Genomic DNA, 25,033 nt, shown 5'->3' on the forward strand with positions numbered 1-25,033 from the left:
GGGCAAATAGGCGCGGGGACGGGCGCGCGCCCAAGTCCGCAGCGCTTGCCCGGCTAGCCTCCCTATCGCTCTCCCGCCCCCTCCCCAGCCCTCCCCCGCAAGCGGGAGAGGGGGCGATCTGGCGGGGCAGGGAGGAGCGCTCAATCCGTAAGCGCGGGGCAAATAGGCGCGGGGACGGGCGCGCGCCCAAGTCCGTAGCGCGCTTGCCTGGCTAGCCTCCCAATCGCTCTCCCGCCCCCTCCCCAGCCCTCCCCCGCAAGCGGGAGAGGGGGCGATCTGGCGGGGGCTGGGAGGAACGCTCCATCCGCAAGCGCGGGGCGAACCCTCTCCCGCTTGCGGGGGAGGGCAGGGAGGGGGTCGCGCGCAGGGCGCGGCGTGGCGCGATCTCACCCGCCCGGCTTCAGCGTCTCCAAAAACCGCACCGGCGCGCCGTGGGACGGGGCGATCAGCTCGCCTTCCCACATCACCTTGTTGCCGCGCACGATGGTGCCCACCGGCCAGCCCGTGACCTCCTTGCCGTCATAGGGCGTCCATTGGGCGCGCGAGGCGATCCAGGCATTGGTGATGGTGGCGCGGCGCTTGAGGTCCACCACCGTGAAGTCGGCGTCATAGCCCACCACGATGCGGCCCTTGCAGGCGATGTTGAACAGCCGCGCCGGGCCGGCGCTGGAGAGGTCCACGAACCGCTGCAACGAGAGCTTGCCGTTCGCCACCTGGTCCAGCATCAGCGGCACCAGGGTCTGCACGCCGGTCATGCCCGAGGGGCTTTCGGGATAGGTCTTGGCCTTCTCCTCCAGCGTGTGGGGCGCATGGTCGGAGCCGAGCACGTCCACCACGCCGTCGGTGACCGCCGCCCAGATGGCATCGCGATGGCGCGCGCCGCGCACCGGCGGGTTCATCTGCGCCAGCGTGCCGAGCCGCTCGTAGCAATCGGGCGCGGCGAGCGTCAGGTGATGGGGGGTGACTTCCACGGAAGCGACGTCGCGCGCGCCGGCGAGAAATTCCATCTCCTGCGCGGTCGAGACATGCAGCACATGCACCCGCGCGCCCACCTCGCGCGCCAGGTTCACGAGGCGCTGGGTGGCGATGAGGGCGGCGACATCGTCGCGCCAGATCGGGTGCGAGGCGGGATTGCCCACCATGCGCATGGAGCGGCGCTCATTCAGGCGCGGCTCATCCTCGCAATGGAAGGCGGCGCGGCGGCGGATCACTTTGAGGATCTCGCGCACGCCGGCATCATCAGCCACCAGCAGCGAGCCGGTGGAGGAGCCGATGAACACCTTCACCCCGGCCGCGCCCGGCAGGCGCTCCAGCTCCGGCAGGTCGCGCACATTCTCGTGGGTGCCGCCCACATAGAAGGCGAAATCGCAATGCATGCGGTTGGTGGCGCGGGCGATCTTGTCTTCCAGCGCGGCGGCGTCCGTGGTCTGGGGAGTGGTGTTCGGCATCTCGAACACGGCGGTCACCCCGCCCATCACCGCCGCGCGGGAGCCGGTTTCCAGATCTTCCTTCTGCTCCAGGCCCGGTTCGCGGAAATGCACCTGGGTGTCGATGACGCCCGGCAGAATGGTGAGGCCGGTGCAATCGATGGTTTCGCCCGCCGCGCGCGGGGAGAGGCGGCCGAGGGCGGCGATGCGGCCGGCGCTGACGCCGACGTCCAGCATCGCTTCGCCCGCCGGGGTCACGACGCTGCCGCCCTTGAGGATGAAGTCGAAGGTATCCGCCATGTGGGGGCTCGCTCTAATCTGGAGGGGCCGGCTCTAATGTACGGGGCCGGCCCTTGAGGGGGCTGCTGCGCGGCTTTAAGTATGTCTGTAACATCTGACAAGGACATGGCCATGCCGATTGCCCCTCTCGCCGACCGGTCGGTGATCCACGTCGGCGGTCCGGACGCCCGCAAGTTCCTCCACAATCTCATCACCTGCAACGTGGCGGGGCTGGAAACCGGCGGCGCGCGCTTCGGCGCGCTTTTGATGCCGCAAGGCAAGATCATCGCCGATTTCTTCCTCTACGCGCCGGCCGGCGAGCCGGAATTCTTCCTGCTGGACGTGCCGCGCGCGCTGAAGGATGACCTGCTCAAGCGCCTGAAAATGTATCTGCTGCGCGCCAAGGTCGAGTTCACGCTGGACGAGGAGCTCGCGGTGGCGGCGCGCTTCGGCGCCGATGCGCCTGCCGCGCCCGCTTCCGCCCAGGCGTTCCCCGATCCGCGCCTCGCGGCCATGGGCGAGCGTCTGGTGTTGCCGCGCGCCGAGGCCGAGGCGCTGGGCGGGGACGCCGCCGCCTACCACGCCCACCGCATCGCGCTCGGCATTCCGCAAGGCGGCATGGACTTCGCCTATGGCGACGCCTTCCCCCACGAGGCCGACATGGACCAGCTCGGCGGGGTGGATTTCAAGAAGGGCTGCTATGTGGGCCAGGAAGTGGTGAGCCGCATGCAGCATCGCGGCACCGCCCGCACCCGGTCGGTTCAGGCTTTGTTCGAATTCGCCCCGGAGGAGGGCTCGGAGATTCGCGCCGGCGAGAAGACCGTGGGCCACATCGGCTCCTCCGCCCAAGGCCACGGCATCGCGCTGGTGCGGCTCGACCGCGCGGCCGATGCCAGCGCCGCCGGCCTGCCGCTGGTGGCGGGCGGGGTCGAGATCATTTTGCGCCGGCCGGATTGGGCGACCTTCGCGATGGGGGACGCGTGAGCCTCCTGACCCCGCACGCCGATGGCAAGTGCCGCTGCCCCTGGTGCGGCACGGATCCGCTCTATGTCGCCTATCACGACACCGAATGGGGCGTGCCCGAGCGCGACGACCGCGCCTTGTTCGAAAAACTGCTGCTGGACGGATTCCAGGCCGGGCTGGCCTGGATCACCATCCTGCGCAAGCGCGACAATTTCCGCCGCGCCTTCGACGGCTTCGAGCCGGATGTGATCGCCCGCTACGACGCCGTCAAGATCGAAGCGCTGATGAACGATGCCGGCATCGTGCGCAACCGCGCCAAGATCGAGGGCGCGGTGCTCTCTGCCCGCGCCTATCTGGACTGGCAGGCGCGCGGGCGTTCCTTCGCCGATCTCATGTGGGGCGCGGTGGACGGCAAGGTTCAGATGAACCGGCCGAAGACGCTTGCCGACATCCCGGCGCAGACGCCGGCCTCGGTGACGCTTTCCAAGGAATTGAAGGCGCTCGGCTTCAAATTCGTCGGCCCCACCATCGTCTATGCCGCCATGCAGGCGTGCGGGCTGGTGAACGACCATCTGGTGGACTGCCACCGGGCGGATCTGGGCGCATAGCGGCAGGCGCTTAGGGGAATGCGCGAAGGGGAATGCGCGGAGATAAAGACACGGGTTGTCGCAGAGGCCGACATTTCGGTCGGACCTTCATGCGGGCGACGTGTGCGAGCGGGTACACTCACTTGTGAGTATACAACCACCGGGAGGTCCCGTGTCCCCCACCGAGAGTCCGGCACGCGGCCGCATCCTGGAGGCCGCCTATACGCAATTCTACACCTACGGCTTCAAGCGCACGGGCATGGAGGCGATCGCCGCCGCCGCAGGGCTCACCAAGCGCACGCTTTATCAGACGTTCGACAGCAAGGATGCGCTGCTGACGGCCGTGGTGGAATATGCCGCCGCCCTATCCATGCCGCGCATCTCGCGCTGGATCTCGGCCCTGGAGGCGGATCCGCTGGGCGGCATCGACACGGTCTTTGTGGATCTGGCCCACTGGACCCGCGCGCCGGGCTGGATGGGCTCCGGCTTCACCCGCATCGTCACCGAAATGGCCGATTTGCCGGACCATCCGGCGAACCGCGTGGCGCGCGCCCACAAGGAAGCCATCGAAGCGCGATTGGCGCAGGCGCTGGGCTCGGCGGCGCTCGCATCCGAGATTATGATCGTGCTGGAAGGCACGCTCATCCTGTTCCTCATCCGACGCGACCCGGAGCTGATCGCCGCCGGTGCACGCGCCGCCCGCACCCTGGTCAAGACCGCCCGGCGCGCCAACAATCCCTTATCCCTGGAGAACTTCATTGTTTCACGGAAACAATGAAGTGCTATAACCCATTGTGGGATAACAATTTATTGGCGCGAACCGGTATCCATTTCGCTCGAAAATGCTCTACCGCTGATCCGCGCGCGGCAGCACCCATTTGCCATCCTTCAGCGGCAGGAAGCTGCCGTCGTCCAGGCCCACTTCCTCGGCGATCCGGGCGTTGAGCTTGGCGTTCATCGCCATCACGAGGTCGCGGTTCGCGCCCTGGTGGGCGAGGTTGCGCTTCTCCTCCGGATCCTCGCGCAGATCGTAGAGTTCGAGGTCGTTGAGCGCGAGCAGGTCTTCATAGGTGGCGGGCGTGTTGAAGGTGAGCGGGGCGAAATAGCGCGAGAAGCGATAGCGCCCGTCGAACAGGCTGCGGATGGCGCAGCGCTGGGCGAAATCGGGCTCGTATTGCTCCAGCCACGCGCGCTTCTGCGCCCCCGTGGCATCGGGCGAACGGGTGATCGCCTCCATCCGCGTAATCCATTTCGCATCCTGGAACAGCAGCATGTCGTAGCAGAACAGGGCGCCCGGCCGCAGCGTCTCGGGCGCGGCTTTCGCCGGGGCCTTGAGCAAGGGGGAGAAATCGCGTCCCGCCAGTCCCTCGCCCGCCGCCTTCAGTTGGTCCGCCGTAAGCCCGGTGAGGGCGAGCAGGGTCGGCGTGAGGTCGACCTGGGAGGTCACGGCCTGGCAGGAAGCGCCGCCCGGATAGGCGGGATGCACCACGATGAGCGGCAGATGGTTCTGCTCGCGATAGGTGGAATTGCCCTTGCCGCGCATCTGGTGCGCGCCGCCCAGTTCGCCATGGTCGGCGGTGAAGACGATGATGGTGTTCTCGTCCATGCCGGTCTGGCGCAGGGCGGTCAGCACCGTGTCCACCTGCCGGTCGCAGTCGCGGATGCAGTTGAAATAATAATCCCGCAGCACCCGCCAGCGCCGGTCCTCGTCCGGCCACGCGCCCACCAGCGTGTCCTGCACGTCCTGATAGATCAGGTGTGCCGGCGGGCGGCCGGGCGCATCGAAGGGCTGGCTGCGGGTGGAGGGCAGCGGCGCGTCCCATTTGGCGGCATAAATATCGTCGTCGGGCGGCCGGGCGATGGCCATGGCGGATTTCCTGCCCTGCACGGTCTCACCCGGCATGTCGGAATTCACGTACATGACGTCGTGCGGATTGACGAAATTCACCGCCAGATACCAGGGCGTTCCGGACTCTTTCAGCTTGAGCCCCTTGGTGCGCATCCAGCGCTCCACGAACGCCGAGGTCGTGGCATCGTAATCATAGCCGCCGAGCGTGGTGTCGGTGATGTCGCCGAACCCGAAGAAATCCTGGAAGCCGTAGCTCTCCATGGTCTTGCGATATTCGGCCATGGGCGCCTCGTCGGCGTGCTTGGCCTTGTCGAGATTATAGGAGAGATGCCACTTGCCCTGATAGGCGGCGTGGTAGCCGAGCTGGGCGAGGCGATGGCCGATGGTCTTGATGCTGGTGGCCATGTCCGCCTGCCAGGGCGAGTTCGCATTGTCGAACACGCCGGTGTGGGGAATGTGCAGGCCGGTATAGATGGTCGAGCGCGCCGGCGAGCACACGCAGGAGGCCGCCTGATGGTTCGCGAACGAAATGCCGTTCGCCTTCAGCCATTCGCGCGCCGGCACCGGGAACGGCCATTTTTCGAAATAATGCTCCTGGTCCACCAGGATGAAGAGAATGTTGTAGCCCGCCGGCGGGCGCTCGGGCGCCACGCTCACCGCCGGGCGGGAGGCGGACTTCGCCGGCTGGGCGTTCGCGAGATCGGGCAGGAGATGGGCGCCGAGCAGCGCCGCGCCGCTGCCCACCAGAAGGCGCCGGGCGGGATTTTGTGGGCGGTTTTCATCGCCCGAAGCCTGCGAGGGGGATGAAGCCTGCGATGGGCATGAAGCCTGCGATGGGGATGTCGGATCCGACGTCTTATCCTCGGCCACGTGCGCCTCCCGGCTTCCGCCTCGGTTGAGCCGGGCGGAGAATGCCGCACCTTGAGCCGGGCGGGAAGGGGCGAGAAGGGACCGGCGGTCGCCTATTTTCCGTCGAGGCGTTTGGAGAAGATGATGCGCGGCTCCTCGATATAGCCGCTGGCGGCGTAGAAGGCGCGCACCTGCTCGTTTTCCGGGCGTACCAGCAGCATCAGCTTGGGCACGCCGCGTGCTTTCAGCCAATCCTCGGCGGTGTGGGCGAGCGCCCGGCCGAGGCCCTGGCGGGTGAGGTCCGGGTCCACGGCGAGATAATAGATCCAGCCCCGGTGCCCGTCATGGCCCGCCATCACCGAGCCCACCACCGCGCCGGCAGAATCGCGGGCGACGAGAATGGTGGAATGGGGGCCGCGCCGGGCGAGCGCGATGTCGGCGCGCGGGTCGTTCCAGGGACGCACCAGGCCGGCGCGCTCCCAGAGCGAGACCAGGGCATCCACATCGGCGTCGCGCATGTGGCCGATGGGAAGGGCGTGCACGTTCGCGCGGAGCGTCTCTGCGGTATCGGCCATGTCAGTCGTCCTCGAAGGAGAGCGGGCGCGGGGCGGCGGCGCGGCCGAGCCGGTCGGCGATGGCCTCCCCGAGGCCGTCGCGCGGCAGGGGTACCACGGCGATGCCTTGGACGCGAAGGCTGTCGAGATGGCGCAGCGCCCCATAGAGCCGGGCGGCGGCTTCCACCAGATCGCCCGAGGGGCTGAGATCGAAGACGGCGACCGCGGACTCCGTGCCCGGCGGGCGCAGGCCGGCGAAGGTCAAAAGCGCTTCGCCCGGCTTCACCGCGCGCGCGTCGAGCCGCACCGGGGCGTGCGGCGCGTAATGGGAGGCGAGGCGGCCCGGCGCGGACGGCCGATCGGAATCATCGCCGGCCGCGTCCGGCAAGGCGACGCCGAGCACCGCCGCGATGGCGCCGCGCGAGAGGCCGCCCGGCCGCAGCAAGGCGGGATGGGCGCCGGTGCAATCGACTATGGTGGATTCCACGCCCACCGTCGTCGGCCCGGCATCGAGGATGGCGTCGATCCGCCCGTCGAGATCGGCCCGCACATGGGCGGCGTCGGTCGGCGAGACATGGCCGGAGCGGTTGGCGCTCGGCCCCACCACCGGCACGCCCGCCGCGCGCAGCATGGCGAGCGTCGCCGCGTGGGCCGGCACCCGCAGGGCGATGGTGGACAGGCCGGCGCGGGCGAGATCGCACACCGCCCCGGTGTCGCGATAGGGCACCACCAGCGTCAGCGGTCCCGGCCAGAAGGCGGCGGCGAGCGCCTGCGCGGCCGGGGAGAACACACCCAGCCGCTCGGCCGCCGCGCCGTCGGGCACATGGGAGATGAGGGGATTGAAGGCGGGGCGGCCCTTGGCGGCATAGACCTGCGCCACCGCCTGCGCATTGCCGGCGTCCGCCCCGAGGCCATAGACGGTCTCGGTGGGGAAGGCGACCACGCCGCCCGCCCGCAGCAAGCGCGCCGCCTCCGCCACAGCCTCGCCCGCGCCCGCCGCCTCGCCCGATCCCGTGGCGTCGAGCAGGTGCGTGGATTTCGGGGCGGGTTGGGTGACGATCATGACAGCTGCTCCACGGCCCCTACGACGAAAGCGGGTGCGGCCGGGTCTTGACGAAGGATCGCCGAGGCGCCGAATTGGTGCCCAACGTTCGCCGCACGGCTTAAGGCCGGCTTGTGCAAGCGGTCAAGGCGCATGTGGCGCCGCAACAGGTTTCGGAGGTGATGATGCCCTATCGTGCGCCCGTGGAGGATGTGTCCTTCTTCCTCAAGCACTGCACCTCGCTTCCCCACCTCATCGACCAGGGCGAGGTGGATCTCTCGTTCGACCTCATCGACAGCGTGCTGGAGGAAGCCGGCAAGTTCGCCGCGCAGGTCATCGAACCGCTGGACCGGGTGGGCGACACCAAGGGCAATGTGCTGAAGGACGGCGCGGTCACCACCGCTCCCGGCTGGCGCGAGGCCTATGCGGCGTGGACGCAGGCCGGGTGGAATTCGGTGGCGGCCGAGGAGAAGTTCGGCGGCCAGCATCTGCCGAGCGTCGTCACCTCGGCGCTGAACGAATTCTGGAACAGCGCTTCCCCCGCCTTCGGCATCGGCCCGGTGCTGACCATGGGCGCCATCGAGGCGCTGACCACCCACGGCTCGGCGGCCTTGCAGGGCCTGTATCTGGAGAAGCTGGTCTCGGGCGCCTGGACCGGCACCATGAACCTCACGGAGTCGCAGGCCGGTTCGGACCTTGCGGCCCTGCGTGCGCGGGCCGAGCGGGCAGGGGATGGCAGCTATCGCATCTTCGGCACCAAGATCTTCATTTCCTATGGCGAGCACGACATCGCCGAGAACATCGTCCATCTGGTTCTGGCGCGCCTGCCCGACGCGCCCGCCGGCACGCGCGGCATCTCGCTGTTCGTGGTGCCGAAAATCCTGGTGAATGGCGACGGCACGCTCGGCGCGCGCAATGACGTGACGTGCGTCGGGCTGGAACACAAGCTCGGCCTGCACGGCTCGCCCACCTGCACCATGGTGTTCGGCGACACGGGCGCGGGCGCGGTCGGCTATCTCGTGGGCGAGGAAAGTCGCGGCCTCGCCTGCATGTTCACCATGATGAACAATGCCCGCCTCGCGGTGGGCATCCAGGGCGTGGCGGTGGCCGAACGCGCCACCCAGCGCGCCATCGCGTTTGCCCAGGAACGCCGGCAGGGCAAGGCGCAGAGCTGGCACGGCGAGGGCATGGCGCCGATCATCGCCCATCCGGACGTGAAGCGCATGCTGCTGACCATGCGGGCGGAGACCGACGCGGCGCGCGCCATCTGCCTGATGACGGCGGACGCGCTCGACCGCGCGCGGCGCACCGACGATCCCACCGCCAAGGCGGCGGCGACGGCGGAGGCGAGCCTTCTCACCCCGGTCGCGAAGGCCTTCTCCACCGACATGGGCATCGAGGTTGCCTCCACCGGCGTGCAGGTGCATGGCGGCATGGGCTATATCGAGGAGACGGGCGCGGCCCAGCATCTGCGCGATGCCCGCATCTTCGCCATCTATGAGGGCACCAACGGCATCCAGGCGATAGACCTCGTCACCCGCAAGCTGCCCCAGGAGGGCGGCGACGTGGTGGCGAAGCTGATCGCCGATTATCGCAGCGTGGCGGAAGCCGTGGCCGCGCTGAACGCGCCGGAATTCGGCCGCGCCGGGGAACAGCTCGCCGCCGCCGTGGATGCGCTCGGCCGCGCCACGCGGGTGATGCTGGATTGGCTCTCCGACGAACAATCCGCCAATGTGCTGGCGGGCGCGACGCCCTATCTGCGCCTGTTCGCCCGTGCCGCCGGCGGTGCCTATCTGGCGCGCACCGCGCTTGCCGCCCATGCCGCCATCGTGGCCGGCGAGAGCGATCCGCGCCATGCCCGGCGGGTGCTGGTGGCGCGCTTCTTCGCCGAGGATCTGTGCCCGCAGGCGCTGGGTCTGGAGGCGGCGGTGGTCTCCGGCGGCGAAGCGGTGCTGCAGAGCGAGGCGGCGCTGGTGCTGTGAGCACCGGCAGGCTTTTCGCTCCACGCCCCTTTTTCGCTCCACGTCCCTCTCTCGCTCAGCGCCCCGGCAGAACCAGCACGGTGGGCTTGGTGGGGAGCGTCTCGCGCGCGAGCATTACGGTGGGCGAGGTCTGACGGACCACCGCATATTCCTCCCCCAGCCGGGAGAGAAAGCGGTCCAAGCCCCATGCGCTGAAATAATGCATGGGGATGACCAGCGGCGCGTTGATGGCCTTGAGCGTCTCCCGCATGCCGTCGATATCGAGCGTATAGGAGCCGTCCACCGGCGCCAGAACCACGTCGATGCGCCCCAGCGCCTCGATATGGTCTTGTGTCAGCACATGGTGCAGATGCCCGAGATGGGCGATGCACACGCCCGCCACCTCGAACACGAACATGGAATTGGCCTCATAATCCGTGCCCGCGCCGCGCCGGATATTGGTCGGCACGTTGCGGATCCACACATCCTCGACCGTCAAATCGTGCTGCGCCGGCTGGCCGTTCTCGCCCCAGCCGCGCAGGACATAAGCGATGCCGGGGTCGGGATGGTCGGTGTAATGGGTGTCGTGCGCCCGGTTCATGGTGGCGATCATCGGCACGATGTCGGGGCGGACATAATCATTATAGTCGGTGGCGATGGTGACGCCCGCCGGGCTTTCGATGAGGAAGGTGGAATGGCCGACGAAGGTGAGGCGCACCTGGCGCCCCGCGTTTGCGGGTTCTGCGTCCGCCGTCTTTGCGTCCGCCGTCTTTGCGCCCACCGTCTTTGCGTCCGCCGCCGGCCGGAAGGCGGCGCGCCACACGCGCGGCGAGGGGGTCGAGGGCTGATCCTGCGCCACCATGCGGGGGCATTTTTCCGGCGGCTCGGCGGCGCGCGCCGAATTGCCCATGGGGAAGGCGAAGAGCGCAATGGCCCCGAAAAGCGCCACCATCTGCCGCATGGATCTCGCCCCCTTCGCCGGTTCGGACCCCTGATGACCGCACACAAGGGCCCGCTCCGCAATCCGCCGGCCTTCACACCGGCGTGACGCGGCGTCCGCCATTTGCTGCGATGCGAAAGCAGGGGTGGAACAAACGGGGCCGTTCTGGTCTTTCTAGCGCGAGCGCTGCCGATGCGGCGGCGCGCGAACGAGGTGCGAACATGACCCTGAGTATCGTTGCTCTCCAGCCGATCGTCGCCCTGGTGGCCGGCGTCCTGATTTTGCTGTTTCCCCGCCTGCTCAATATGGTCGTGGCGATCTATCTGATCGCAATCGGAATTCTCGGATTGATGCCGCATTGAAAGGCAAAATGATGAGCTGCGCCGAAGGGTGCAGTTGATGACGGGAGCTGAGCGGGCTAAAGCATCCGCGCTCTTTGAAATGCGCGTCACCCTAAGGGATCTCCAGATGACGAAATGGGTCTACTCCTTCGGCGATGGTAAGGCCGAGGGGAAAGCCGAGATGCGGAACCTCCTTGGCGGCAAGGGCGCGAACCTTGCCGAAATGGCCAATCTGGGCCTGCCTGTTCCTCCCGGCTTCACCATTCCGACCGAGGTCTGCACTTATTATTACGCGCATGACGAGACCTATCCCCCCGAGCTGAAGGCAGACGTGGACGCGGCGCTGGCCCATGTGGGCGCGCTCACCGGCCGCACCTTCGGCGATGCCGAAAACCCGCTGCTGGTGTCCGTGCGCTCCGGCGCCCGCGCCTCCATGCCGGGAATGATGGACACGGTGCTGAACCTCGGCCTCAATGACGAGACCGTGGAAGCCGTCGCCAAATCCTCCGGCGACCGGCGCTTCGCCTATGACAGCTACCGCCGCTTCATCACCATGTATTCCGACGTGGTGCTGGGCGTGGACCACCACCATTTCGAAGACCTGCTGGAATCCTACAAGCTCAAGCACGGCCACACCCTCGACACCGACCTTTCGGCGGAAGATTGGGCGGCGCTGGTGGTGCAGTACAAGGCCAAGGTTCAGCAGGAGCTGGGAACCCCGTTCCCGCAGGACCCCCATGCCCAGCTCTGGGGCGCCATCGGCGCGGTGTTCGGCTCCTGGATGAACCAGCGCGCCATCACCTATCGCCGCCTGCATGCGATTCCCGAAGCCTGGGGCACGGCCGTGAACGTGCAGGCCATGGTGTTCGGCAACATGGGTGAGACCTCGGCCACCGGCGTCGCCTTCACCCGCAATCCCTCCACCGGCGAACATGCGCTCTATGGCGAGTTCCTGGTGAATGCGCAGGGCGAGGACGTGGTGGCGGGCATCCGCACCCCGCAGGACCTGACCGAGAAGGCGCGCAAGGAAGCTGGCTCCGACAAGCCGTCCATGGAACTGGCCCTGCCCGAGGCGTTCCAGGAATTTGAGCGCATCTCCAAGGTGCTCGAGACCCATTACCGCGACATGCAGGACCTGGAATTCACCGTCGAGAAGGGCAAGCTCTGGATGCTCCAGACGCGCTCCGGCAAGCGCACCGCCAAGGCGGCGCTGCGCATCGCGGTGGAACTGGCGGCCGAAGGGCTGATCACCCAGGAAGAGGCGGTCGCCCGCGTCGATCCCGCCTCCCTCGACCAATTGCTGCATCCCGCCATCGACCCCAAGGCCGAGCGCAAGGTGGTGGCGAGCGGCCTGCCGGCTTCGCCCGGTGCCGCCTCCGGCGCCATCGTGTTCTCCGCCGACGAGGCGGAAGCCATGAAGGAACAGGGCCGCAAGGTCATCCTGGTCCGCGTGGAAACCTCGCCGGAAGACATCCACGGCATGCACGCCGCCCAGGGCATCCTCACCTCGCGCGGCGGCATGACCTCGCATGCGGCGGTGGTCGCGCGCGGCATGGGCAAGCCCTGCGTCTCCGGCGCCGGCTCGCTGCGCATCGATTATGCCGCGCAGACCCTCACCGTCTCCGGCCAGACCTTCAAGAAGGGCGACATCCTCACCATCGACGGCTCCACCGGCCAGGTGCTGGCGGGCGAGGTGGCGATGCTCCAGCCGGAATTGTCGGGCGAGTTCGCGACCCTGATGGGCTGGGCCGACAAGGTGCGCCGCCTGAAGATCCGCGCCAATGCGGAAACCCCGGCCGACGCCCGCATGGCCCGCTCGTTCGGCGCCGAGGGCATCGGCCTCTCGCGCACCGAGCATATGTTCTTCGATGCCGGCCGCATCCTCGCCGTGCGCGAAATGATCCTCGCCGACGACGAGGCCGGCCGCCGCTCGGCGCTGGCCAAGCTGCTGCCCATGCAGCGGGCGGATTTCGTCGAGCTGTTCGAGATCATGAAGGGCCTGCCCGTCACGATCCGCCTGCTCGACCCGCCGCTGCACGAGTTCCTGCCCCACACCGACGCTGAAGTGGCGGAAGTCGCGAAAAGCCTGAACGTGGACGTGGAGCGCATCCAGCGGCGCCAGAAGGAGCTGCATGAGGTCAACCCCATGCTCGGCTTCCGCGGCTGCCGCATCGCCATCGCTTTCCCCGAGATCGCGGAAATGCAGGCGCGCGCCATCTTCGAGGCGGCGGTGATCGCCGCCAAGACCACCGGCGAAGCCGTGGTGCCGGAAGTCATGGTGCCGCTGATCGCCACCAAGGCCGAGTTCGATATCGTCAATGCCGTGATCCAGAAGACCGCCAAGGCGGTCGAGGCGGAGACCGGCGCGACCCTTACCTTCCAGGTGGGCACCATGATCGAACTGCCGCGCGCCGCCCTGCGCGCCGAGGAGATCGCCGAGACGGCGGAATTCTTCTCCTTCGGCACCAACGACCTCACCCAGACCTGCTACGGCGTCTCGCGCGACGACGCGGGCACCTTCCTTGGGCCCTATGTGCAGAAGGGCATCATCGAGGTGGATCCCTTCGTCTCCATCGACGTGGACGGCGTGGGCGAATTGGTGAAGATCGGCGTCGAGCGCGGCCGCAAGTCGCGCCCGAACATCAAGCTCGGCATCTGCGGCGAACATGGCGGCGATCCGGCTTCGGTCGCCTTCTGCGAGGAAGTGGGCCTCGACTATGTGTCGTGCTCGCCGTTCCGCGTCCCCATCGCCCGCCTCGCGGCGGCGCAGGCGGCGCTGGGCAAGAAGGCCGCCAGTCAGGCCTGAGAGCGCTACAAGCCTGAGCGGCAAGTCTGAGCGGCTGCCTCATGAGGATTTGGAAAGGCGGGCTTCGGCCCGCCTTTTCTGTTTCCGCCGGCTTCGCCCTGTGCTGCGGCAGCAGGCGCGCTTCAGGCGAATGCTTGGCACATGGCTGCGGCGAAAGAGACGCGGATGGCCACGCTGAGCCATCCGCAAGTTCTCCCCGCAGGCAAGAACGCCGGCCGGGAGATGTCGCGGGCGGTTAGGGAGATCCGTACCTTCGCCGGGGGGATGACGCGCGACGCCTTGGCGCCACGCCGGCACGGCTTCACGGCACCCGCAACGCTTTTGATGGAAGCGCCGATGGCGATCGCCGGCCTTGATCGGGATCAAGGACCCGCTGGCATCTTCGGCGTTTCATACCTTCAGGTTGCATGTTGCGGCCGGCAAGGGGCGCGGGTCTGGTAAAGGCCGGGGCGCGTGCCCATCTCCGGGAAGGAGAAAAGCCATGATGTCCACGATGATGATGATCGCCCTGCTGTCGATCCCCGCCGCCATGACCCTCGCCACGCTGCTGCGGATGGCGGAGCCTGAGCGGGTTCCGGTGCGGGTGCGGGCGCATCGCCGCCCCTATTGATGGCGCGGAAGGCCGCACAGCTTCCCGCGTGCAGGGATGGCTGCGGAAAAGAGGAGAGCGCAGATGGAAGGCGTGCATATTCCCTGGAAGGGATGGGTCGTGGTCTGCGACGGCGCGAAGGCGCTCCTGTTCCGCAATGACGGCGATGCCGAATTGCTCAATCTGAGTGCCGTCGATGTCCTGACCCAGCCGGACGCGCCGGCCCGCGAGCTCGGCACCGACCGGCCGGGGCGGGTGCATCAATCCCACGGCGCCGCGCGCAGCGCCGTGGACGATACGGATTTCCACGCCCAGGCGGAGGCGGATTTTCTCGCCGACCTCGCCGCCCAGCTTGGCAAGCTGGTGCCGCAGAACGCGGTGGGCAGCCTCGTCATCGTCGCCCCGCCGCGGGCGCTGGGCATTCTGCGCAAGCATCTTCCGCCGGCGGTGCGCCATGTGCTGAAGGCCGAGGTGGCAAAGGACCTCGTCGCCCTGCCCACGCCGGAGATCGAGCGGCACCTCGCCGCCTGATCGTCCCGGTCGTCGGCGCCTCAGGCCAGCATGTCCCGCACCATCGGGATCACCTTCGTGCCGTACAGCTCGACGCAGCGCATGAGCCGGTCATGGGGAATGGGGCCGGCGGAATATTTCAGGTCGAACCGGTCGAGCCCGAGCGCCTTCGCGGTCGCCGCGATCTTGCGGGCGACGGTCTCCGGGCTGCCGACATAAAGCGAGCCGTGCGCGATCTCGTGCTCGAATTCGTCCCGCCCCATGGGCGACCAGCCGCGCTCGGCACCGATGCGGTCGCGCATTTCCTTGTAATCGGAGAATAATTCCTCCCGGGCCTGTTCATCCGTCGCGGCCACATAGCCGGGCGAATGGGCGCCGATCGGCAGCGTTCCCTTGCCGAGCTGAGCGAGCGCGCGGTGATAGAGGTCCACATAGGGCCGGAAGCGCTTGGGGTCGCCGCCGATGATGGCGAGCATCAGCGGAAGGCCGTAGCGCGCCGCCCGCACCACGGATTCCGGCGTGCCGCCGACCCCGATCCAGGTTTTCAGCGTGCCGCGCTCGATCGGCGGGAATACGGCCTGGTCCTTCAGCGGCGTGCGGTGCGTGCCCTGCCAGCTCACCGGCTGGTTGGCGAGCAGCGCCGCGAACAGGTCCAGCTTTTCCGAGAACAGGGTCTCGTACTGGTTCATGGGAAAGCCGAACAGCGGGAAGCTCTCGGTGAAGGAGCCGCGCCCGAGGATCACTTCGGCGCGTCCGTTGGAGAGCGCATCCAGCGTCGAGAAACGCTGGAACACGCGGATCGGATCGTCGGAGGAGAGCACGGTGACCGCCGAGCCGAGGCGGATGCGCGTGGTCTGCCCGGCGATCGCCGCCAGCACCACGTCGGGCGCCGAGATGGCGAAATCCGCCCGGTGATGTTCGCCGAGGCCGATGAAGTCCACGCCGACGCTATCGGCGAGCACGGCTTCGGCAACGATGTCGCGGATCACCTGGGCATGGGGGAGAAGGGCACCGTCGGGCGCACGGGTCACGTCGCCGAAGGTGTCGAGGCCAAGTTCGAGAGGAGGCACGGGGGAGACTCCGATGGGCTTTTCAGCTTCATATCAGAGTTCATCCGGCACGCGGCTTGCGCTGGTGCAATGAACCCTTGCGAGCATGCCGGGGGCGAGCGTGCCGGGAACGCATCGGGACGGGGCGCGCCAGCTTTGCGCCGGCGTGCCGCGCCCGGTTCGCGGCGGGGGGCGGTTTAGTGCGCGCCCGCCGGTGCAGTGCCGCCGCCACCCTTGCCGGTCAGCAGCACCGCGGCCGCCGCGATCAGCAGCATCACGCCGATGATGGCGAAGGTGTCGCTATAGCTCATCACCAGCGCCTGGCGCTTCACCAGATTGCCGAGATAGATGATCGCCTGATGATGGGCGGTGTCCATGTCCGGGATGCCGTGCTGAATGAAGTAGTTCTGCATCACCGCAATCCGGTCGCGCACCACACCGCCGAATTGCGTCACCGACTGGCCGATGATGTTGGAATGGAACTGCTCCCGCTTGGTGACGATGGTGGCGAGCGCGGCCGTGCCCACCGCGCCGCCGAGATTGCGCAGCATGTTGAAGATGCCGGAGGCCGCCGCGCTGTCCGCCCGGGCGATATTGCGCATGGCGATGCCGCTCAGCGGCGCCAGGATCACCGCCTGACCGATGGCGCGCACGATATTGGGCCAGAACAATTGGTCGCCGGCATAATCCACGCTCATATGGGTGTTCATGAAGCAGCTGATGGCGAAGATCACCAGCCCGGCGAACACCACGAAGCGCGCATCCACCCGCTTCAGCAGCATCGGCACGAGCGGGATCAGGATCAGTTGCGGCAGGCCGACCCAGGCCATCACCGAGCCGATCTGCTCGGAATTATAGCCCTGCACCTGCCCGAGATATTGCGGCAGGATGAACACCGAGCCGTAGAGCGCGAACCCCACCATCACGTTGGCGACCGTGCCGAGGGCGAAATTGCGGTCCGCGAGCACGCGCAAATTCACCGCCGGCTTCTTCACGTTGAACTCGATGATCAGGAACAAGGTGAGGAACACCGCCGCGACCAGGGCCGTGCGGGTGATGAAGGGCGAGCCGAACCAGTCGTTCTTATTGCCTTCCTCCAGCACGGTTTGCAGCGCCGCAAGGCCGATGGCCATGGTGCCGATGCCCAGCCAGTCGCCCTCCTTCAGCAGCGGCAGGTTCATGGGCTCGCGGTCGAGCGTGAAAAACAGCGCGGTCAGCATGGCGGCGCCGGGCACGAGGTTGATGAAGAAGATGTATTGCCAGCCGTAATTCTCGGTCAGATAGCCGCCGATGGTCGGGCCGATGGCGGGCGCGAAGGTCGCGGTGAGGGCGAACATGGCCATGCCCACCGGCTGCTGGGTCTTCGGCAGCTTGGTGAGGGTGTAGGTGAAGGCCATGGGAATCATGACGCCGCCGCAGAAGCCCTGGAAGCCGCGCAGCACGATCATCTGGCTCAAGTTGTGCGCGAACGCGCAGGCCGCCGAGAAGGTGAGGAACAGCGCCGCGTTCACCATCAGGAACAGGCGGAAGGAAAACACCCGGCTGAGATAATCGGTGAGCGGGATGACGATGATTTCGCCGATCAGATAGGCGGTTGAGATCCAGGCGCCATTATCCGCGCCGGTGCCGATGCCGCCCTCGATATTGGCGAGGGAGGAATTGGTGATCTGGATGTTCAGCACCGCCATGAAGGCGCCGAGCATGGTGCCCATCACCGCGATCCAGACGCGGGCTGAGGCTTTGTCCGGCATCGGGGCAGGGGCGAGTGTTGCGGTCTGGGACATGGAAATCGTCCGGCGGCGCGGCGGGCGCGCCTTTATTCGAATGCACGCGATCCCGCGCGCGGGTCGATGGTGCGCGGCATCGCGCGGATTGCGGTCGAAGCAGGTGCGCGGCCCCGCCCTGGGGCGGGGTCGAAAGGGCGCGCCGCGTCAGGACGCGCCAAACGTCGGGCCGGTGCCTCAGGAGGCGGCGGCGGTCGAGTGCTGGACCGGCTTCACGGTCACGGTGGGCACCACGGACATGCCGGGCCGCAGCCGGCCGGCGAGCGGGTTGTCCGGGTCGATGGTGATCTTCACCGGGATGCGCTGGACGATCTTGGTGAAATTGCCGGTGGCATTGTCCGGCGGCAGAAGCGCGAACACCTGCCCGCTGGCGGGGGCGATGCTGTCCACGTGGCCGGTGATGTCCGCGCCGGGGAAGGTGTCCACCTCGATCGCCACCTTCTGGCCCTTGCGCACGTCGGTGAGCTGGGTTTCCTTGAAATTGGCGATGATATAGGCGCCTTGCAGCGGCACGAGCGCCATCAGCTGGGTGCCGGCCTGGACGAACTGGCCCACGCGCAGGCTGCGGTTGCCCACCACCCCGTCCTCGGGGGCGACGATCTTGGTATAGCTCAGGTTCAGCTGCGCCTGCTGAAGCAGGGCCTCATTGTGGGCCAGCGTCGCCTTGGCCTTGTCCAGCTGGGCATCGAGCGTGTTCACCTGCTTCTGGGAGGCGACCAGGGCGGCCGCGTCCTTCTGCACGGTGGCCTTGGCGGCGGCGATCTTGGCGGTGGCCTGCTGGGCATTCTGCAAGCTGCCGAAGCCGGTCTTGGCCAAGGTGTTGTAGCGGGTGCTGTCCTGTTCGGCGAAGGTCTCGTTGGCCTTGTCAGTGTCGAGCGTGGCGCGCGCGCCGTCGATCACCGCCTTCTGCTGGTCGAGCAGGGCCTCGATATTGGCGATGTCGGCCCGAGCGCCGGAGACGTCGGCCTGCGCCTGGTCGAGCGCGACCTGATAGTCCCGGTCGTCGATGCGCGCCAGCACCTGGCCCTTGTGCACGGTCTCGTTGTCGCCCACCAGGACCGCGCCGATATAGCCGCCGACCTTGGGCGCCACGGTCACCACGTCCGCCTGGACATAGGCATCGTCGGTGGATTCCTGGAACCGGCCCACGGTCCAATACTGCCAGCCGAAATAACCGCCGCCCGCCAGAACGGCGAGCAGGGCGACGCCGGCGAAGAGGCGCTTACGGGAAGAGCGCGGCGGAGCGGTGCCGGTGTCGGGATCGTCTTGCGCGACCGGCGGCGCGGGGGCAGGCCCCGCCGGCTGCGGGACGGCTTCGGCGGGCGGAACCGGGCGCTCGGCCTTCAGTTCCGAGGGATTGGTCTGGCGGGTCATTTGGGTTTGCTCCTCACCGCGCGATCCTCATTGGGCGGCGCGATGGTGTAACGCTTTACGAAACGAATTCGTTTCCTATATATGCCCAAAGTAATCTGGGCTTCAAGTCACGAGGAGCTGAATCTTTGTCGAAAGCCAGTGCCGCGCGGGCCGGGGGCGCCGAGCCGCAGCGCACCGTATCGGAACCTGCTGTCGCCTCACCGCCTGCCGCTTGTCCCGACGACAGCGCGGCGTGCAGCCGTCCCCGCGGCCGCCCCCAGGTGCGGCCCGATGCGGAAACCGCCCGCCTGGTGCTCAAGGCGGCGGAGCAATCCTTCGCCGAGCGCGGCTATGCCGATACCACCATCGACGAGGTGGCCAAGGCCGCCGGGGTGGCGAAGAAAACCGTCTATCGCCTGTTCGGTGGCAAGGCGGATCTGCTCGGCGGCATCATCCGCGCGCGGGCCGATACCTTCACCATGAGCATCAAGGCCGAGACCGACGATATTCCCATCGCCCAGGCCCTGTTCGAGATCCTGGAGGAATTCACCCGCCTGGTGCTCTCGCCGGAAGCCATCGCGCAGAACCGCCTGAGCATGGCGGAAGCGCTGCGCTTTCCCGAGGTCGCCGCCGCCTTCTACGAGCATGGTCGCCTGCACACCACGAAAGCGCTGGCCGACTGGCTGGCGCACCAGAGTGCGCGCGGGCTGATCGCCCTCGACGATCCCTTCACCGCCGCCAGCATTCTCCTGAGCATGGCGGCCGACGAGCCGCTGCGCCGCACCAGCCTCGGCATCGCCGCGCCGGTGTTCGACACCAAGAGCCGCAAGCGCATCGCCACCTGCGTGTCCCTGTTTCTCGACGGCTGCCGCACGCCGGGCTGAACCCGCCCCGGCGGCGCGCATTCCCCTGGACGCCGGCGCTCCCGTAGCGGAAAGTTCGCAGCGTCCACCGGCTGCGCCGGCGCGGCACGGCGCCTGTTGGGGGCGGGCAAAATGGATTTCTCAATTCTGCGCGCCTTCGCCATGGTGCTGCGCACCTGGCCGTTCCTGCTGCTGCGCCTCGCCCTCTCGGCGATGGTCATGGTCTCCTATGCGTTTGGTATCGGCACCGGGGCGGGTCTCGGCTGGGGCATCGGCGGGCTCTGGCCGCCGGACGGGGAGGCCATTGGGGCGCTGATCGGCGCGTTCGCCGGCTTCTGCTCCATCGCGCTCGTCTGGGTGTGGCTGCGGGTCTATCTCGTTTATCTGCTGAAGGGTGGGCATGTGGCTGCCCTGGTGGCGGCCCTGGATGGCGCGCCGCTGCCGCGCGGCTTCGGCCAGATTGGCTTCGCCTTGCGGGTGGTGCGGGCGCGCTTCCTGGAGATCAACGCCTTGTTCGTGCTGGACCAGCTGATCAAGGGAGCTGTGGGCGCGGTAACCGCCTTGGTCGGCGTCATCACCAATGTGTCGGGCCTGCCGGGGCTCGGCGCCCTGGCGAATGTCCTCAATGGGGTGATCCGCATGTCCACCCTGTTCGTGGATGAGCTGATCCTCGCCTACAATCTGCGCATCGTCTCCGCCGATCCCTGGTCGACGGCCCAGGACGCGCTGGTGCTTTATGCGCAGAATGCCTGGACGGTGCTGCGCAACGCGCTGGTGCTGACGGTGCTGATGAGCCTGTTCGCGCTCGGCGTTTTCGTGCTGCTGCTGGCGCCGGCCGGCGCATTGGTGCTGCTGGTGCCGGGCGCGGTCTCAACCGGCACGGCGGCGGTTGCGCTGGTGGGGGCGCTGGCCTTGACCCATGCGCTGTGGGAGCCGTTCTGCATCGCCTGCTTGATGCAGGTCTATTTCGGCGCCATCGCCGGCCAGCGGCCGGACCCGGACTGGCGCGCCCGGCTCGATGGGGCTTCGGCGAAATTCGCCGCGCTCGGGCGCCGCGCGGTGGATGCGGCTGCATAAGGCGCAATTACAACCCTTGAGCCACCTCAAAATGATTCCGTGGTTCGGTGAATATGGTATGGCAGGGAAGAAACAATCCTGGACCTGACGCCAAATGTCCACGCTGCTGATTACGCATCCCGCCGGCCTCGACCATGTCACGCCCCCCGGGCACCCTGAACGCGTGGACCGCCTGAAGGTTCTGGACCGCATTTTCGAGCAGGAAAAATTCGCCACTTTGCTGCGGGAGCTCGCGCCGCGCGGCGCGCGCGAGGACATCATCCGCGTGCATCCCGAGGATTTCGTGGACGGCCTTGCCGCCGCCTCGCCCGAGAGCGGTCTGGTGCGCCTCGATTCCGATACGGTGATGGCGCCGGGCAGCTGGGAAGCGGTGCTGCGCGCCGTCGGCGGCGCCTGCTATGCGGTGGACGAGGTGATGGACCGCAAGGTGGACAACGCCTTCGTCGCCATGCGCCCGCCCGGCCACCATTGCGAGACCCGCCGCCCCATGGGCTTCTGCCTGCTCAACCAGGTGGCCATCGCCGCCCGCCACGCCCAGGCCAAATACGGCCTGAAGCGGGTCGCCATCGTCGATTTCGACGTGCATCACGGCAATGGCTCGCAGGAGATTTTCTGGGGCGACGACAGCGTGATGTACTGCTCCACCCACGAGATGCCGCTCTATCCCGGCTCCGGCGCGGTGAGCGAGACCGGGGCCGCCAACACCATCGTCAACGCGCCCCTGCGCTCGGGCGACGATGGGGTGAAGTTCAAGGAAGCGATGGAGACGCGCATCTTGCCGCGGCTCAACAATTTCGCCCCCGAGCTGATCCTGATCTCCGCCGGGTTCGACGCCCATGTGCGCGACCCGCTGGCCTCGCTGCGCCTCGTGGATACCGATTTCGGCTGGATCACCAAGCGCTTGATGGAGATTGCCGACAAGCGCGCCGGCGGCCGGCTGGTCTCGGTGCTGGAGGGCGGCTACGATCTGGAGGGCCTCGCCAGCTCCGCCGCCGCCCATGTCACGGCCTTGATGCACGGGTAAGGGCGCGGCGCGATATCTCGCGCCCTTCGCCCGCGCCTTTCGCCCTGCGTGCTCGCCTTAGCGCCGCTCGCCGCTCGGCAGATAGGGCTGGAGCACGTGCGCGAGCTTGGAGGGCGTGAGCGATTGCAGCCACACCTTCCCCGGCCCGGTCAGTTCGGCGAGGAACAGCCCGTCGCCGCCGAACAGCATATTGCGCACGCCGCGGATGGTGGTGATCTCGAAGCCCACGCCTTCCTCGAACATGCCCACATGGCCGGGATGCACCAGCAATTGCTGGCCCGCTTCCAGTGTATAGGCGACGATCTCCCCGCCCAGCTCCACGAAGGCCGCGCCCTGCCCGGTGAGGCGTTGCAGGATGAAGCCGTCGCCGCCGAAGATGCCGGCACCAAGCGATTGCTGGAATCCCATGGCGAGCTCCAGCCCCTGCGCGCCGGCCAGGAAGCCGTGGCGGTGGATGAGGAAGCCGCGCCCCGGCGCCACATGGATCTCGACGATATTTCCCGGAACGGTGGCGGCGAAGGCTACGAGCGCATCGCCGCCCTGGGCGGTGAATTCGGTCATGAACAGGCCGCCGCCGGAGATCGCCCGCCCGATCGCCCCGAACAGGCCCGACGCGCCGCCGGAAGCCGTGGTGGTGTGAAGGGCGACGTTTGAGGTCATCCAGGACAAACGATCGGTTTCGGCGAGCAGGGTTTCGCCCGCGGAAAGGGTGACCTGGAGAACGGGAAGGGTGGAGCCGGTGATTTCCGTCCGCATGTGTCTGCTCCGAAGCCGCTGCTTGATCGTGCCCGCAGAAAGAGGCAAGTCTGCGTGCGAGGCAAGTGTTCCAGCGTGTGGAAAATTGTCTTCTTCCAGTTACCCCGACACCGCTGCATGGGTGGTTGGCCGCAGTCGCTGGCCTGAAAGGTGCCGAGGAGCTTCGCCGATGGGGTGCCGGTCTTCCGTTTTGTCCCCGCGCCTGCGCGGCATAGGTCGCTTCGGGGCGAGCCGTTTCGGGACGCGCCGCTTCGCCGTGCTGGCCCTGCTTGCGGGCCTTACCGCACCAACCGGGGCCCGCGCCGCCGAGGCGCCGGACCTTGCGGCCTATACCACGGCCACCTTCCTGCCCTATCTGGACGCGCCGCTCTCCGGCGCCGCGATGACGCGCCCGCCGTCCCTCGGCCTCTCGTTCGGCGGGCGGACGGTGCGGGCGGTGATGGATACCGGCTCCACCGGCATCGTGGTGGCGGCGCGCGCCATTCCCAATCTCGCGCGCCTGCCCAGCCTCGGGCCGGGGCAGCTGACCTATACCAGCTCGGGCCGCATCATGAAGGGCACCTGGGTCGTGACGCCGGTACAGATTTCCGGGACGCAGGGCGCGCAGGTGACGACGCGTCCCCTCGCCGTGCTGGCGGTGACGCGGGTGGAGTGCCTGAAGAGCGCGCGCAATTGCCGTCCGCGGCAAGATCCGCGCGGCATCGCCATGCTGGGCATCGGCTTCGCCCGCCAGGGCGATCATCAGGCGCAGAGCACGCCCGACCGCAATCCGTTTCTCGCCGTGGAGGGCATGGGGGATGGCGAAAAGCCCGGCGCGGTGCGGCGCGGCTATGTGGTGACGAAACGCGGCGTGCAGGTGGGGCTGACCGGGGAGAATGCGGCCGGCTTCGCCTTCACCAAGCTTGTCCGCAGCACCGAATTCCCTGATTGGGCTGCGGCGCCCGCCTGCCTGTCGCTGAACGGGCGCATGCCCGATGCGTGCGGCACGGCGCTGGTGGATACCGGCGTTTCCACCATGTATGTCTCGCTTCCCCCCGCCCAGCTGCAAGGGCAGGTGACGCGCGATGCGCGAAGAAAGCCCGGCCTGCCGGCGGGCGCCACGCTCTCCGTGAAGCTGGGCGCGGACGCCGCGGGGGCGGCCTATAGCTTCGCGGTGGGCGATGCGGCGAACCCGCTCGCACCGCTGAGCGTGGTGCTGGTGCCGCGCGGCGAGCGCACCTTCGTCAACACCAGCCTGCGCTTTCTCAACGGCTTCGACTATCTGTACGACGCCGACGGCGGCTATGTGGGCTACCGGGCGCGGCAAGCCCGGTGATGGCGCTGCGCGCAAAGCCACGTGCCACGCGCGCCGCACCGGCACTGTTCCTCGCTCTATTTTTGGCTCTATTTCTGGCACAGTCCTTCCATGCCCGTGCGGAAACGCCGGATTATGCCGGCTTCGGCGGCGCGGTTTTCTTGCCCTATCTGAATGCGCCGCCGCCGGGCCAGCCGATCACCCGGCGCCCGAGGCTTGGTGTGTCGTTCGGTGGCGAGACGCGGGCCGCGCTGCTCGACACCGGGTCGACCAGCGTCGTCGTTTCGGCGCGCCTCATTCCCAATGTCAGCGCCCTGCCGCAATTGGGGGCGGGCGAACTGGTCTATTCCGGATCGGGCCGGATCGCGCGCGGCACATGGGTGATGAGCCCGGTGACTCTTTCCGGGGCGGGCGGCGCCAAGATCACCACGCGGCCGCTGCCGGTTCTCGCGGTGAGCGACCTTGGGTGCCTGCCGAAGGCCCGCTTCTGCCGGCCGCGCCGCCACCCGCGCGACGTGGCCGTGATCGGCGTCGGCTTCGCGCGCGAGCACGATCACCAGAGCTTCGGGACGCCGGATCACAACCCTTTCCTCGCCTTGCCCGGAATGGGCGAGCCGGGCCGGCTTGGGGCCGTGCGGCGCGGCTATGTGGTGCGGCGGGACGGGGTTCTCGTGGGGCTGGACGCGGCCAATGCCGCCGGGTTCAGCTTTGTGAAACTGGAAAAGGACCCCCTTTATCCGGACTGGGCGGCGGTGCCGGCTTGCATCTCGATCGCTGGGCGACTGCCGCCCGCCTGCGGGACCCTGCTGATGGATACCGGGGCCGGTAAAATGTATCTGCGCCTGCCGACGCTCCAGCGCGAGGGGGTCTCCGCGGCGGGCAAGAGTCCGGTGCTGGCTGCAGGAACATCGGTCGACGTCACGGTGTCGGGCGCGCCAGGGATTTCCTACGCCTTCTCCGTGGGCGCGCCGGCAAATCCCCTCGTGCCGGACGGGGCGATCCTTGCCGGCGATGCGGCAAACCCGAAGCCGTTCGTGAACACCTCGTTCCATATGCTCAACGGCTTCGATTACCTGTACGACGCCGATGGCGGGTTTGCCGGCTTTCGGGCGCGGCAAGGCCGGTGAGGCGCCCGC

General features: G+C 67.9%; 23 protein-coding genes. 14 read left to right on the forward strand and 9 right to left on the reverse strand.

Going from position 1 to position 25,033, the window contains the following annotated elements; all coding sequences use genetic code 11:
• Positions 1–386 precede the first annotated feature (386 nt).
• Positions 387–1,727: a dihydroorotase gene (locus tag V5G24_RS02085; RefSeq protein ID WP_394079072.1), complete on the reverse strand. Its 1,341-nt coding sequence runs from the start codon at positions 1,725–1,727 to the stop codon at positions 387–389.
• Between the two features lie 111 nt (positions 1,728–1,838).
• On the opposite strand from V5G24_RS02085, the gene ygfZ reads away from it, so the two are divergent.
• The 3 genes from ygfZ to V5G24_RS02100 all read left to right on the forward strand — a co-directional run bounded on the left by ygfZ (position 1,839) and on the right by V5G24_RS02100 (position 4,034).
• The gene (gene ygfZ, locus V5G24_RS02090) at positions 1,839–2,690 is read left to right on the forward strand and encodes a CAF17-like 4Fe-4S cluster assembly/insertion protein YgfZ (RefSeq protein ID WP_394079074.1); all 852 of its coding nucleotides are present in this window, start codon (positions 1,839–1,841) and stop codon (positions 2,688–2,690) included.
• Positions 2,687–3,277, forward strand: coding sequence for a DNA-3-methyladenine glycosylase I (locus tag V5G24_RS02095; protein ID WP_394079076.1), 591 nt, complete (start codon positions 2,687–2,689; stop codon positions 3,275–3,277). The genes ygfZ and V5G24_RS02095 overlap by 4 nt, the downstream gene beginning before the upstream one ends.
• Positions 3,278–3,428: 151 nt before the next feature.
• Positions 3,429–4,034, forward strand: coding sequence for a TetR/AcrR family transcriptional regulator (locus V5G24_RS02100; protein WP_394079078.1), 606 nt, complete (start codon positions 3,429–3,431; stop codon positions 4,032–4,034).
• 69 nt (positions 4,035–4,103) lie between these two features.
• Here the strand turns inward: V5G24_RS02100 and V5G24_RS02105 are convergent, their stop codons facing one another.
• The 3 genes from V5G24_RS02105 to V5G24_RS02115 all read right to left on the reverse strand — a co-directional run bounded on the left by V5G24_RS02105 (position 4,104) and on the right by V5G24_RS02115 (position 7,571).
• Positions 4,104–5,975 (reverse strand): sulfatase family protein, encoded by a 1,872-nt coding sequence (locus tag V5G24_RS02105; protein ID WP_394079080.1) that lies wholly within the window; start codon positions 5,973–5,975, stop codon positions 4,104–4,106.
• A gap of 92 nt (positions 5,976–6,067) precedes the next feature.
• Positions 6,068–6,529 (reverse strand): GNAT family acetyltransferase, encoded by a 462-nt coding sequence (locus V5G24_RS02110; protein ID WP_394079082.1) that lies wholly within the window; start codon positions 6,527–6,529, stop codon positions 6,068–6,070.
• 1 nt (position 6,530) lies between these two features.
• Complete coding sequence (locus tag V5G24_RS02115) at positions 6,531–7,571, reverse strand: L-threonylcarbamoyladenylate synthase (protein WP_394079084.1); 1,041 nt, start codon at positions 7,569–7,571, stop codon at positions 6,531–6,533.
• A 164-nt stretch (positions 7,572–7,735) separates the two neighbouring features.
• On the opposite strand from V5G24_RS02115, the gene V5G24_RS02120 reads away from it, so the two are divergent.
• Positions 7,736–9,532 carry an acyl-CoA dehydrogenase family protein gene (locus V5G24_RS02120; RefSeq protein ID WP_394080327.1) on the forward strand — a complete coding sequence of 599 codons (1,797 nt, stop codon included), beginning with the start codon at positions 7,736–7,738 and terminating at the stop codon, positions 9,530–9,532.
• Positions 9,533–9,587: 55 nt separating this feature from the next.
• Here V5G24_RS02120 and V5G24_RS02125 read toward each other — a convergent pair whose 3' ends face one another.
• The gene (locus tag V5G24_RS02125) at positions 9,588–10,472 is read right to left on the reverse strand and encodes an MBL fold metallo-hydrolase (protein WP_394079086.1); all 885 of its coding nucleotides are present in this window, start codon (positions 10,470–10,472) and stop codon (positions 9,588–9,590) included.
• Positions 10,473–10,672: 200 nt separating this feature from the next.
• Here V5G24_RS02125 and V5G24_RS02130 point away from each other — a divergent pair, with 200 nt between their 5' ends.
• The 5 genes from V5G24_RS02130 (at position 10,673) to V5G24_RS02150 (ending at position 14,718) form a co-directional block, all read left to right on the forward strand.
• Positions 10,673–10,813 carry a DUF3096 domain-containing protein gene (locus V5G24_RS02130; protein WP_394015766.1) on the forward strand — a complete coding sequence of 47 codons (141 nt, stop codon included), beginning with the start codon at positions 10,673–10,675 and terminating at the stop codon, positions 10,811–10,813.
• Between the two features lie 106 nt (positions 10,814–10,919).
• Positions 10,920–13,598 carry a pyruvate, phosphate dikinase gene (ppdK, locus tag V5G24_RS02135; RefSeq protein ID WP_394079088.1) on the forward strand — a complete coding sequence of 893 codons (2,679 nt, stop codon included), beginning with the start codon at positions 10,920–10,922 and terminating at the stop codon, positions 13,596–13,598.
• A 165-nt stretch (positions 13,599–13,763) separates the two neighbouring features.
• Positions 13,764–14,039 carry a hypothetical protein gene (locus V5G24_RS02140; protein ID WP_394079090.1) on the forward strand — a complete coding sequence of 92 codons (276 nt, stop codon included), beginning with the start codon at positions 13,764–13,766 and terminating at the stop codon, positions 14,037–14,039.
• Between the two features lie 40 nt (positions 14,040–14,079).
• Positions 14,080–14,208 carry a hypothetical protein gene (locus V5G24_RS02145; protein WP_394079092.1) on the forward strand — a complete coding sequence of 43 codons (129 nt, stop codon included), beginning with the start codon at positions 14,080–14,082 and terminating at the stop codon, positions 14,206–14,208.
• Between the two features lie 63 nt (positions 14,209–14,271).
• Positions 14,272–14,718 carry a baeRF12 domain-containing protein gene (locus V5G24_RS02150; RefSeq protein ID WP_394079094.1) on the forward strand — a complete coding sequence of 149 codons (447 nt, stop codon included), beginning with the start codon at positions 14,272–14,274 and terminating at the stop codon, positions 14,716–14,718.
• Between the two features lie 20 nt (positions 14,719–14,738).
• Here the strand turns inward: V5G24_RS02150 and V5G24_RS02155 are convergent, their stop codons facing one another.
• The 3 genes from V5G24_RS02155 to V5G24_RS02165 form a co-directional block, all read right to left on the reverse strand.
• On the reverse strand, positions 14,739–15,767 hold the full coding sequence (locus tag V5G24_RS02155) for an LLM class flavin-dependent oxidoreductase (RefSeq protein WP_394079096.1): 1,029 nt from the start codon (positions 15,765–15,767) through the stop codon (positions 14,739–14,741).
• Between the two features lie 176 nt (positions 15,768–15,943).
• Positions 15,944–17,530, reverse strand: coding sequence for a DHA2 family efflux MFS transporter permease subunit (locus tag V5G24_RS02160; protein ID WP_394079098.1), 1,587 nt, complete (start codon positions 17,528–17,530; stop codon positions 15,944–15,946).
• 177 nt (positions 17,531–17,707) lie between these two features.
• Positions 17,708–18,904 carry an HlyD family secretion protein gene (locus V5G24_RS02165; RefSeq protein ID WP_394079100.1) on the reverse strand — a complete coding sequence of 399 codons (1,197 nt, stop codon included), beginning with the start codon at positions 18,902–18,904 and terminating at the stop codon, positions 17,708–17,710.
• Between the two features lie 125 nt (positions 18,905–19,029).
• Here V5G24_RS02165 and V5G24_RS02170 point away from each other — a divergent pair, with 125 nt between their 5' ends.
• The 3 genes from V5G24_RS02170 to V5G24_RS02180 all read left to right on the forward strand — a co-directional run bounded on the left by V5G24_RS02170 (position 19,030) and on the right by V5G24_RS02180 (position 21,847).
• Positions 19,030–19,767 (forward strand): TetR/AcrR family transcriptional regulator, encoded by a 738-nt coding sequence (locus V5G24_RS02170; RefSeq protein ID WP_394079102.1) that lies wholly within the window; start codon positions 19,030–19,032, stop codon positions 19,765–19,767.
• A gap of 111 nt (positions 19,768–19,878) precedes the next feature.
• Entirely contained in the window at positions 19,879–20,823 is a 945-nt protein-coding gene (locus tag V5G24_RS02175) for a hypothetical protein (RefSeq protein ID WP_394079104.1), read from the forward strand.
• 94 nt (positions 20,824–20,917) lie between these two features.
• The gene (locus V5G24_RS02180) at positions 20,918–21,847 is read left to right on the forward strand and encodes a histone deacetylase family protein (protein WP_394079106.1); all 930 of its coding nucleotides are present in this window, start codon (positions 20,918–20,920) and stop codon (positions 21,845–21,847) included.
• Positions 21,848–21,904: 57 nt separating this feature from the next.
• Here the strand turns inward: V5G24_RS02180 and V5G24_RS02185 are convergent, their stop codons facing one another.
• A complete protein-coding gene (locus tag V5G24_RS02185; RefSeq protein ID WP_394079108.1) occupies positions 21,905–22,603 on the reverse strand; it encodes a TIGR00266 family protein in 699 nt (232 codons plus the stop codon).
• Between the two features lie 169 nt (positions 22,604–22,772).
• Here V5G24_RS02185 and V5G24_RS02190 point away from each other — a divergent pair, with 169 nt between their 5' ends.
• Both V5G24_RS02190 and V5G24_RS02195 read left to right on the forward strand, forming a co-directional pair.
• A complete protein-coding gene (locus V5G24_RS02190) occupies positions 22,773–23,918 on the forward strand; it encodes a hypothetical protein (RefSeq protein ID WP_394079110.1) in 1,146 nt (381 codons plus the stop codon).
• Positions 23,918–25,024 (forward strand): hypothetical protein, encoded by a 1,107-nt coding sequence (locus V5G24_RS02195; RefSeq protein WP_394079112.1) that lies wholly within the window; start codon positions 23,918–23,920, stop codon positions 25,022–25,024. The genes V5G24_RS02190 and V5G24_RS02195 overlap by 1 nt, the downstream gene beginning before the upstream one ends.
• Positions 25,025–25,033: the final 9 nt, after the last annotated feature.

It is taken from the genome of Roseixanthobacter finlandensis, assembly GCF_043195105.2.
Taxonomy (GTDB): Bacteria; Pseudomonadota; Alphaproteobacteria; order Rhizobiales; family Xanthobacteraceae; genus NCEH01.